This is a genomic window from Saccharopolyspora aridisoli (assembly GCF_004348445.1).
GTDB lineage: Bacteria > Actinomycetota > Actinomycetes > Mycobacteriales > Pseudonocardiaceae > Saccharopolyspora > Saccharopolyspora aridisoli.
On the sequence record NZ_SMKV01000039.1, the window covers coordinates 41,391 to 50,772 of the forward strand.

At 69.9% G+C, this 9,382-nt stretch carries 11 protein-coding genes and 1 pseudogene; 5 read left to right on the plus strand and 7 right to left on the minus strand.

Going from position 1 to position 9,382, the window contains the following annotated elements; all coding sequences use genetic code 11:
* Window positions 1-35: 35 nt before the first annotated feature.
* Window positions 36-203: a hypothetical protein gene (locus E1161_RS27765; RefSeq protein ID WP_207920362.1), complete on the minus strand. Its 168-nt coding sequence runs from the start codon at window positions 201-203 to the stop codon at window positions 36-38.
* A gap of 86 nt (window positions 204-289) precedes the next feature.
* Window positions 290-517, minus strand: a complete 228-nt coding sequence (locus E1161_RS23070; protein ID WP_132626700.1) for a hypothetical protein — start codon at window positions 515-517, stop codon at window positions 290-292.
* 209 nt (window positions 518-726) lie between these two features.
* On the opposite strand from E1161_RS23070, the gene E1161_RS23075 reads away from it, so the two are divergent.
* Both E1161_RS23075 and E1161_RS23080 read left to right on the plus strand, forming a co-directional pair.
* Window positions 727-1,581, plus strand: coding sequence for a helix-turn-helix domain-containing protein (locus E1161_RS23075; protein ID WP_165939913.1), 855 nt, complete (start codon window positions 727-729; stop codon window positions 1,579-1,581).
* A gap of 59 nt (window positions 1,582-1,640) precedes the next feature.
* Complete coding sequence (locus E1161_RS23080; protein WP_235875243.1) at window positions 1,641-1,817, plus strand: DUF397 domain-containing protein; 177 nt, start codon at window positions 1,641-1,643, stop codon at window positions 1,815-1,817.
* A gap of 65 nt (window positions 1,818-1,882) precedes the next feature.
* Here E1161_RS23080 and E1161_RS23085 read toward each other — a convergent pair whose 3' ends face one another.
* Entirely contained in the window at window positions 1,883-2,686 is an 804-nt protein-coding gene (locus tag E1161_RS23085; protein ID WP_132626706.1) for an acyl-CoA thioesterase domain-containing protein, read from the minus strand.
* Between the two features lie 113 nt (window positions 2,687-2,799).
* Here E1161_RS23085 and E1161_RS23090 point away from each other — a divergent pair, with 113 nt between their 5' ends.
* Window positions 2,800-5,289 carry a M14 family zinc carboxypeptidase gene (locus E1161_RS23090; protein ID WP_165939914.1) on the plus strand — a complete coding sequence of 830 codons (2,490 nt, stop codon included), beginning with the start codon at window positions 2,800-2,802 and terminating at the stop codon, window positions 5,287-5,289.
* Here the strand turns inward: E1161_RS23090 and E1161_RS23095 are convergent, their stop codons facing one another.
* The 4 genes from E1161_RS23095 to E1161_RS28205 form a co-directional block, all read right to left on the minus strand.
* On the minus strand, window positions 5,290-5,778 hold the full coding sequence (locus E1161_RS23095; RefSeq protein WP_207920363.1) for a SixA phosphatase family protein: 489 nt from the start codon (window positions 5,776-5,778) through the stop codon (window positions 5,290-5,292). It abuts the gene before it with no gap.
* Between the two features lie 189 nt (window positions 5,779-5,967).
* A complete protein-coding gene (locus E1161_RS23100) occupies window positions 5,968-7,524 on the minus strand; it encodes an alkaline phosphatase D family protein (protein WP_132626710.1) in 1,557 nt (518 codons plus the stop codon).
* Window positions 7,525-7,640: 116 nt separating this feature from the next.
* Window positions 7,641-7,937 (minus strand): DUF3303 family protein, encoded by a 297-nt coding sequence (locus E1161_RS23105; protein WP_132626712.1) that lies wholly within the window; start codon window positions 7,935-7,937, stop codon window positions 7,641-7,643.
* 108 nt (window positions 7,938-8,045) lie between these two features.
* Complete coding sequence (locus tag E1161_RS28205; protein ID WP_235875244.1) at window positions 8,046-8,219, minus strand: phosphatase domain-containing protein; 174 nt, start codon at window positions 8,217-8,219, stop codon at window positions 8,046-8,048.
* 221 nt (window positions 8,220-8,440) lie between these two features.
* Here E1161_RS28205 and E1161_RS28435 point away from each other — a divergent pair.
* Window positions 8,441-8,692, plus strand: a pseudogene (locus E1161_RS28435) (SAM-dependent methyltransferase); the annotation flags it as partial.
* 124 nt (window positions 8,693-8,816) lie between these two features.
* Window positions 8,817-9,293, plus strand: a complete 477-nt coding sequence (locus E1161_RS28440) for a hypothetical protein (RefSeq protein ID WP_268951417.1) — start codon at window positions 8,817-8,819, stop codon at window positions 9,291-9,293.
* Window positions 9,294-9,382: the final 89 nt, after the last annotated feature.

Sequence of the window (9,382 nt, forward strand, 5' to 3'; positions counted from 1 at the left end):
TGTATGTCCGCAAGTCAAGGGTCCGATCGCGCGGATCAACTCCGCGCGGCGGCCTCGCGGGTGCGGATGCGGCGCAGCATGCGTGCGTCGGCGAGCCCGACGGCCCGCGCGGCGGCGGCGATATCGGGATGGGACATGGTCCGCCACAGCGGCAGCCGCTGGTAGGAATCCTGAACGGCGATGACGAGAAGTGCTCTGCTCACGCCACGGTCCTCGGGTCGGAACCGGCCTCGGCAGAAGGCGCGATCCCGCCACTCGAGAGCACGATCCGGTCATCCCGTTCCGGCACTCACGTGAGTTCGCCCTTGAGCGTCTCGTTGCAGGTGCGGCAGGTGGGGAAGCAGATCCAGTCCAATTCGGACGGTGGCGCCATGGGTGTTTCCCGTTCGCAGATCGCCGTTTCGCTCGGGGTCCCCAGCCAGCGGTGGCCCCGGTAGGCGTGACGAGTGCCCCCGTTGCCGTCGGGGTTGGGGATCGGCAGCCAGTAGTGGCGCGTGGCTCGTGCTTCGGAAGACACCGCGCTGTCCCTTCTCGTGAGATGAGGGCTCGGTCGGCGGAGCCGAGTCGGGGAGGAGGGCACCGTCGACCGAGCTGCCAGGAACATCGGCAGGCGGAGCGGTGAATGTAGGACTCCTAATGTGGCTTCGCCCGAAAGGGGGATCTTCTCGGCGCTGTCGACGATCGATACTGATCACGACCCGTTCGCACCACGGAGGCACCGTCCCGATGGCCACGACCCCGACCGTTCGTCGACTGCTGCTGTCCAACGAGCTCAAGCGATTGCGGGAGCAAGCCGGGATCGACCCTGACAAGGCCGCACGCCACCTGGGCTGCCGGACGAGCAAGATCAGCCGCATCGAGCTGGCGCAGAGCAGCATCCAGGCCGGAGACGTGAAGCTGCTCAGCGAGCTCTACGGTGCGAAATCCGGCCACGCCGAAGTCCTGCTCGACCTCGCGCGCGGCCAGAACCAGCGAGGGCGGTGGGCCGGCTACCGCGCCATCTACCCGGACTGGTTCCGCCTGTTCGTCGACCTCGAACGAGACGCCGCAGCCCTCAAGTCGGTCGAGGTCGAAGTCATCCCCGGCCTCCTGCAGACGGAGAACTACATCCAAGCCTTGTTCGAGAACGGCGGTGCGGACGACAACCTGGAGAACCGCGTGCTCGCGCGCAAAGAGCGGCAGAGCATCTTCACCAGGGACGACCGTCCCCAGCTCTCCTTCATACTGTCCGAATCATGCGTGCGCCGGAACATCGGCGGACCGGCGGTGATGCGGGAGCAGCTGCTCCACCTCGTCGAGATCGCACGGCTCCGCAACGTGCAGATCCAGGTGCTGCCCTTCGACGCTCGCACCTACGCGGGGCAGGTCGCGTACCGCTTCACGCTGGTCAACGTTCCCGCTTCCGGCGTGAGTTCGCCGCTGGACTTCGTCTACGTCGAATCTCATGACGACGCTCGATATCTCGACGCCCACGATGCCGTGTCCTCCTACGGAGCCTTGTGGGGTCGGTTGCAGGCTGCCGCTCTCGGGCCAGTTGAGTCACGCGAGTTCCTCGCCGAGGCGGCGGAACAGATGGGTTAGTGATGACGAGAGGGGCGAGTTCGATGGGAAGTCATGTCCCGGAGGCCGGGGTTCGATGGGTGAAGAGCAGCTACAGCTCCGGCAATGCGCAATGCGTTGAGACCGCTGCTGTTGCGGGTGGTCGTCTGGTTCGCGACAGCAAGTTGGGCGAGCGGAGCCCGATCCTGGCCGTCGGCAGCGACGAGTGGGCGGCCTTCTCGCGGAAGATCAAGTCGGGCGAGCTGGACCAGCGCTGACCACCGGCCAGGGGTGAGCGCTCCCGGCTGCTCGCATTGAGAGCGCTCACCCCTGAACGCCGAGGTCAGGCCATGGGCGCGGTCGCCACCGCTGTGACGTTGCAGTAGCCGAACGGGCCTTCGACGTCCTGGAACGTCGTGGACGCCGTGGCCACGCCCTCGTGGCTGAGGTGGCCGGTGGCCTCCATGCCGATCTCGGGCGTGGACGGCATCCGGCTGAGGGTGAGCGTGTAGTCGGCGTTGATGAAGCCCAGTGCGCCGCCCTTGGGCATGTTGGCCAGCGGGCTGGCGAAGTCCGCGGCGGTGGCCGCGCGGACGAGCGGAGTCATGGTTTCACCCTCGACCAGGTCGTGGGTGTCGCGGAGCCAGGCTCGGCGGGCACCCGCGTTGGACCAGTCGGTCGGGGCGCCGGATTCGTCGAGCATCCAGATGTCGAACGGCGGCTCCCACTGACCCGCCGAAGCCGGGGGAGGGCCGAGCTCGGCGGGCGTGGGCATCGACCACGGCTGGGTGGTGGGAACTTCACCCTGGGGCTGCTCACCTCGGCGGAGCAGGACGGCGCTGCCCCGGGCGACCACCTCCTCGCCGGAGCAGATCGTGGCGTCGGCGACCCGGATGCGGCGACCGTCGCGGACCCGCTGCGTCTCGACGCGGACCGGTTGGAGCTGGGCGCTGCGGAACAGGTCGACCGTCAGCCGGGCGAATTGGAAGTCCTCCGCGCCGTGCTCGATCTCCAGCGACCGCGCCAGCAGGCCGCCGAACAGCCGCCCGTGCATCATCTGCGGCGACCACGGGCTGCTCGCGTGCGGGGCCGGGACCAGCAAGTTCCCGTTGGGGCGGAAGAACGGCTCACCAGCGATGTCGACCATGCGCGGAGTCTAGAACGCCGGATGCGCGACGCCCGATGTGCGCCTTGACATCCCGATGGCGCGCTGATCGACTGCTGTGCGCTGGGACGGACGCTCTCCGGAGGGCGGGACACGTGGTGACCGAGCACCTGCGCGGCGCAGCCTTGATCGGTGTTGTGACGATGGTCGCGGTCCTGCCGCAGGTGGCGGCACCCGCCGCCGGGGCGCAGCCCGGTTGCGATGCGTTCACCCCGCCCACCGTCGACCGCAGCGTCCCCGCCGCTCGTGACGTCCTCGGCTTCGACCTGGGACAGCGCGAGGTCACCACCGCCGAGTCCGACACCTACCTGCACGCCGTGTCGCAGGCGAGCCCGAACGTCGTCGACGGCACGATCGCGACCTCCACCCAGGGTCGGCCGCTGAACTACGCCGTCGTCGGGCAGCCCCGGTGGACCAGTCCGGCGGCGTTGGAGACCATCGGGCACAACCTGAACCTGCTGCGCGATCCCAGGACTCCCGAACCCCTCGCCCAGGAGCTCGTCCGGGCCACGCCCTCGGTGCTGTGGGTGGCCGGGAACGTGCACGGTGACGAGGAGAGCGGGACCGACGCCTCGCTGCGAGTGCTCTACGAGCTCGCCGCGCGCACGGACTGCACGGCACCGTCCATCCTGGACGATGCCATCGTCGTCGTGCTGCCCATGCAGAACCCCGACGGGCACGAGCTCGACACGCGGCAGAGCGCAGCGGGTTTCGACCTCAACCGCGACTGGTTCGCCCGCACCCAGCCGGAAACCGACGGAAAGCTGGACAAGCTCCGCGAACTCCCGCCGCAGCTCTACGTCGACTCGCACGAGATGGGAAGCGACGACTACTTCTTCCCGCCCAACGCCGACCCCGTCTACCACGACATCGGCGAAACGCCGCTGAACTGGGTCTACGACCTCTACGGGCCGGCCATGCAGGCTTCGTTCGACCGCTTCGACATCCCGTACTTCAACGGCAGCTCCTACGACCTGCTGTACATGGGCTACGGCGACACCGTTCCGCTGACCGGCTTCAACGCTGCGGGCATGACCTTCGAGAAGAACAACGCCGACCCGATCGCCGACCGCGTGCGCGAGCAGTACACGGCGATGTGGACGACCCTGATGACTGCGGGCGAGCAGAACGCGCGACTGCGCGAGCAGTGGCGGGGCGAGCACCTGGAGGCGCAGCGACAGGGGGAGCAGGGCGAGCTGGAGCCCAACCAGCTGTACTGGCAGGACGGCGAGATCACCAACCCGGTGCCCGACGCCGACGTCAAGCACTACTTCTTGCGCACCGACGATCCCGCCAAGGCCGAAGGCGTGCAACGCCTGGCCCGTCGCCTGCAGCGCATGGACGTCGATGTCCACCGCCTCGCCGCGCCCTTGTCGGTGCCCGACCACACGCCGTACGGGAGGCCCGCGGGCGAGACGACGCTGCCCGCCGGAACCCTGTGGATCCCGCTGGCGCAGGGCCAGAAGCACTGGGTGCAGGCGATGCTCAACGAGAGCAGCTACGTGCCGTTCCCGTACTTCTACGACATCACCGCCTGGAGCGGACCGCTGCTGGAGAACGTCGAGGGCGGCCGATCCGGCGCCGACCTCGAGCCCGTCGCCATGCCGCTGCCGCCGCAGGTCGAGCCCGAGCCTCCGGCCGCACGCGGCCCGAAGACGGCGGTCTACCAGATATCGACCACCGACAGCTCCTCGGTCGAGTCCGCCGGTTGGCTGCGGCACTGGCTGCGGGAGCGGCACCAGCACTTCGGGGACCTCACCGCGGAGCAGATCGCCGGAGGCGCGCTCGACGACTACCGGACGCTGATCATCCCGAACGGATCGGACGAGGAGGCCGCCCAAGCGCTGGGCCCGCAGGGGCAGGCCGCGCTCGCCGACTGGGTGCGCGGCGGCGGAACGCTGATCGGCTTGCGCGACGGCTCGCGGCTGGCCAGCCGCCTCGGGTTGACCTCGGCGACCTACGCCGAACCGACCTCGGACATCCCGGGAGCGCTCATCCGCACCGAGACCGCCCCCGGCAGCCCGCTCGCCGAGGGCGTGGGGGACACGGCGTGGGCGATGTACGAGTACGACTTCGTCTGGACGGCGCCGCCGGAGGCCACCGCGGTGCGGTTCCCGGCCGCCGGCGATCCCGATTGGTACGTCTCGGGCTTCGCCGAAGGCGCCGAGGAGTTGCACGGCAAGACCGCGGTCGTCGACGAGAACGTCGGTTCCGGGCGCGTGGTGCTGTTCGGCTTCGACCCGAACTACCGGGCCTTCACCAACGGCACCGCCCACGTGCTGCACAACGCCCTCACCGGCCCCAAGCCCGACACCGCGCCGACCGCGCGCGCCGCCGCGCAGCAGGCTCCGGCCGCTTCGGCGACCGGCCGGATGGTGCTCACCGTCCGTCCCGAGGCAGCGGACCGCGTCAGAGGGCTGCTGGGAACGCGCTCGGCGGTGTTCGACGAGGTCACGGCCGGTGACGCCGTGCGCTTCCTGGTGGATCTCGGTGGCCGCAGCGCCGACGAGCACCCGTGGGCCCGCGTTGTCGCCGACCAGGTGGCCGCGCTGGGCGGGGCGGTGGTGGCGATCCGGGTGCCGTAGTCAGCCACGTGGCTTGGCGAAGGTGGACGCGCACGTCCAGGACTCGTCGGCGTCGGACCAGGCGCGTTCGCTGCTGAGCAGGGCCACCGCCGAGGTCTTGAGCTCGACGGGCTCACCGGTGAGCAGGTGGACCAGGTCCTCCAAGCCCGGGTTGTGGCCGATGATCGCGGTCGTCATCGCGGTCACCGGCATCTCGCGCACGATCGCGAGCAGCTGGTGCGCGGTGGCCCCGTAGATGCGCTCCTCGAAGCTGACCTGCGGTCCGGCCGGGATGTGCGCTCCGGCGAGTTCCCAGGTCTGGCGGGTGCGCAGGGCCGGTGAGCAGCGCACGGCCTCGATCGCGTAGGCGTTGTCCCGCAGCCAGCGGCCCACCGCGGGAGCGTCGCGTCGGCCGCGCTCGGCCAGCGGCCGCTTGAAGTCCTCCACACCGTCGGGGTGCGCGGACTTCGCGTGCCGGACCAAGATCAGCTTCCGCCGCGCGTTCGTCATGTCACGTCCTACGAGCTCGCCGTTGAATCGGCTCCACAGTACCCAACGCCCACCGGCCCCCGCGCTGCGGAAGGCCCGTGATGTCGGCTGGTAGCAGGTCTTCATCCGCCGTTGGCCTGCACGTTGGGCTGCGGCCAAGTCGCTCCACTGTGGAGGGTCGGGTCCTCCCGACCCCCACAGGTGCAGCGGTCAGCCCTGGAGCAGACCGGGCTTGCCCGCTTGGATGGTGAAGGTGGCGCGGTCGGACAGGGAACCGCCGGGGGCGGTGACCTGGTCGACGACGCGGTAGTCGGCGGTCCAGGAGTCGTGGGTGATGGTGTTGCGGACGTAGCCGCGCTTGCGGTTGATGAACTTGATGTGCGGGTTTTCCTGCAGCTGGACCGAATCGCTCGGGTTCTGGTCGGATCCGTTGCCGCCCGAGGTGATCGAGGTGCCCACGAGTTCTACACCGACCGTCGCCGATGCCGGGTCCTCGAAGTCGGCTTTGATGTCGGCGGCGTAGTTGGCGTGCACGTCACCGGTGATGACCACGGGGTTCGAGACGCCGGCCATGCGGTCGCGGAGCAGGTTGCGCTCGGCCGGGTAGTTGTCCCACGCGTCGTTGCTGAACGAGTCGGCATCGCCTGCGGCGAAGTCCCGCTGGCTGAAGAACACCTGCTGCGCGAGGACGTTCCAGCGTGCTGTCTCCCCGGCGAGGTTGTCCAACAACCACTTCCGCTGCTCGGCGCCGAGGAGGGTGCGCTCCGGGTCGTCGACCTGCTCCGGCGGCACCTCCTGGTCGTCGCGGTACTGGCGGGTGTCCAACAGGTGCACGTCGACCAGATCGCCGAAGGTCAAGCGGCGGTGGATGCGGATGTCCGGTCCGGACGGCCGCTGCGCGCGCCGCAGCGGCATGTGCTCGTAGTAGGCCTGGAACGCCTGCGCGCGGCGTTCGCGGAACACCGCGGGGTCCTGGTCGGGTTCGGTGTCGGGCTGGGAGAGGTCGCCCGCCCAGTTGTTCTCCACCTCGTGGTCGTCGAAGACCACGGCCCACGGGAACGCGGCGTGGGCTGCCTGCAGGAACGGGTCCGCCTTGTACTGGCCGAGCCTGGTCCGGTAGTCGGCGAGGTCCATGATCTCGTGCGCGGGCACGTGCGGGCGCCCGATCGAGCCCGCGTTGCCGCCCTCGTAGATGTAGTCGCCGAGGAACGCCACCAGGTCCAAGTCCTCCTCGGCCATGTGCTGGTAAGCGGTGTAGTGCCCGGCGACGAAGTTCTGGCAGCTGGCGAAGGCGAAGGAGAACCTGTCCAGCTTCGCGCCCGGTGCCGGGGCGGTCTTGGTGCGGCCGACCGGGCTGAGCTCGCTGCCCGCTCGGAACCGGTAGAAGTACTCGGCGCCCGCCCGCAATCCGGACACCTCGACGTGCACGGAGTGAGCCGATGCGCGCTGGGCCTGCTCGGTGCCTTCGGCGACGACGTCGGTGAACCTCTCGTCGGTGGCGACCTGCCACTGCACCGGGACGATCTGGTCGGGCATGCCGCCGAAACCGTCCTCGGTCAGCGGCTCGGGGGCTAATCGGGTCCACAGCACCACGCCGTCCGGCGACGGGTCACCGGAGGCGACGCCGAGCTGGAACGGCTCGCGGATCCGGCCGGTACCGGCGCCGGCGGCGCCGGCCAACCCGGTGCCCAGCGCCGCAACACCGATGGCGGCCGATCCAGCCAGCAACACCTGGCGGCGGTTCACACGGGAGGGATTCGAGGTCATGCTCCACCTGTTCGGTCAGTTCCGGGAAAACCGGACTGACGCTATGGAGCACAGATGACGTCCTGGCGAACCCCAGGCGGATTCGGAACGGACTCTTGACCTGGGCAGAGGTGTGCTCAGCCCCGGGCGAGCTGGGCCCATCCCGCGCGGAGGTCGTCGAAGTTCATCACGGGGAAGACGTCGATCTTCGCCTCCAGGTTGGAGAAGAACGGGTCGAGCAACGCCACGATCTGGGACTCGTCGGGGATGTCGCAGATGAACAGGGCCGTGCGCTGGCCGTCCTGTGGCAGGAAGTAGGAAGCCTCGGGCTTGAGCCGTTCGTGAGCCCGTTCCATCGCTTCCTTCATGGAGCCGTCGGCGATAGCGCTGTTGGCCACGCGCAGGTCTGGCCTGACCCTGACCAGCATTCGCATGTTGTTCGCCTCCTTGGATCTCAGTGCGGAGTGCCGGGTGGCGACCCCTTCGACCACACCAGTGTCAGCCGCGTCCGGGAGCCGGGGGACCGGCCGAAAGTCCTGGCCTCAGGTGCGGAAGCCCCGGACGTAGCGCCGCTGCCAGGGAGTTTCGACGGCGCTGGGTTGGTAGTGGGCGCGGACGAAGGACACGGCTTCGCCGGGATGGACCCCGTCGAGGACGGCGAGGCAGGCCAGCGCCGTGCCGGTGCGTCCGCGGCCTCCGCCGCAGGAGAGTTCCACGCGTTCGCGGGTGGCTCGGCGCCACGCCTCGCGGAGGGCGTCGGCGGCGTCGGCGACCCAGCAGGTGCAGCGCGAACTCCGGGCGCGGGCCGTCGGGAAGCGGTCTGCGCAGCCCGCGTCACCGGACCGAGCGTCCCGACGGCAGTGCCAGCACCCCCGGTGCGTCGGCGTCCCAAGCGCTCATGCGGTGAGTTCTACCCGTTCTCGCCGGTCGGCGCGGGATGCTCGGGGACGTGGCGGTCGATGACACCTGGGCCGGGCTGGCCGATGAGTTCGCTGACGGGGCGTACGCCTCGGTCAAGGGGCGCGTGCGGACCTACGTGATCCACCGGCAGCTGGGGGAGCACCTGCCGCCGCCACCGGCGAGGGTCCTCGACGTCGGAGGCGGTGCCGGGCACCAGTCGTTCCCGGTGGCCAGAGCCGGTTACGAGGTGGTTCTGCTGGACTCCTCGACGGGCATGCTTGACAAGGCGCGGCAGCGGCTCCAGCAGCTCCCCGAGGACGCCCGGCGGCGGGTCACCTTCGTCGAGGGCGGACGCGGCGAACGCCTCGCAGGCGGTCGGCGGCCGGCGCTTCGACGCCGTGCTGTGCCATGGCGTGATCGGATACCTCGACGATCCCGAACCGGTGGTCGACCAGCTCTGCCGGTGCGTCGCTCCCGGTGGCCTGGTGTCGATCATGACCGGCAACGCCGGGGCGATGGCGGTCCGCCCCTCCCTGGAGCGGCGGTGGACCGACGCGCTCGCCTCGTTCGACACCACCCGCGAGACCGGCGTGCTCGGGTTGCCGACCCGCGCCGACACCGTCGAGGAGATCAGCGACCTCATCGACGCGCGCGGGTTCCGGCCCGTCCAGTGGTACGGGGTGTGGCTGTTCGTCGACTGGCTCGACCTCGGCGGAGCCGCCCTCGACCCGAACGACGCCGACCAGCTGCAGGCCGCGGCCGAGGTCGAGCTCGAAGCAGGCCGGCGCGACCCCTACCGGCAGCTCAGCCGGCTCTTCCACCTCATCGGCCGCGCGGACCGCTGGAACCGGGCTCCCGCTGCCTGCCGCACCCTGCCCCCTTTCCACTGAGACCACCTCACTGAGATGTCGTCAGCGGGTGGGGTGCAGGCGGCGCTCGGCGTCGTCCCAGGCGTTGGTGGGAGTTCGGGGGGTGTGGT

Bases quoted from the DNA above. Each gene is read 5' to 3' on its own strand.
- E1161_RS23075 (WP_165939913.1), top strand. From the start codon at position 727: ATGGCCACGACCCCGACCGTTCGTCGACTGCTGCTGTCCAACGAGCTC.
- E1161_RS23085 (WP_132626706.1), bottom strand. From the start codon at position 2,686: ATGGTCGACATCGCTGGTGAGCCGTTCTTCCGCCCCAACGGGAACTTG.
- E1161_RS23095 (WP_207920363.1), bottom strand. From the start codon at position 5,778: ATGACGAACGCGCGGCGGAAGCTGATCTTGGTCCGGCACGCGAAGTCC.
- E1161_RS23100 (WP_132626710.1), bottom strand. From the start codon at position 7,524: ATGACCTCGAATCCCTCCCGTGTGAACCGCCGCCAGGTGTTGCTGGCT.
- E1161_RS23105 (WP_132626712.1), bottom strand. From the start codon at position 7,937: ATGCGAATGCTGGTCAGGGTCAGGCCAGACCTGCGCGTGGCCAACAGC.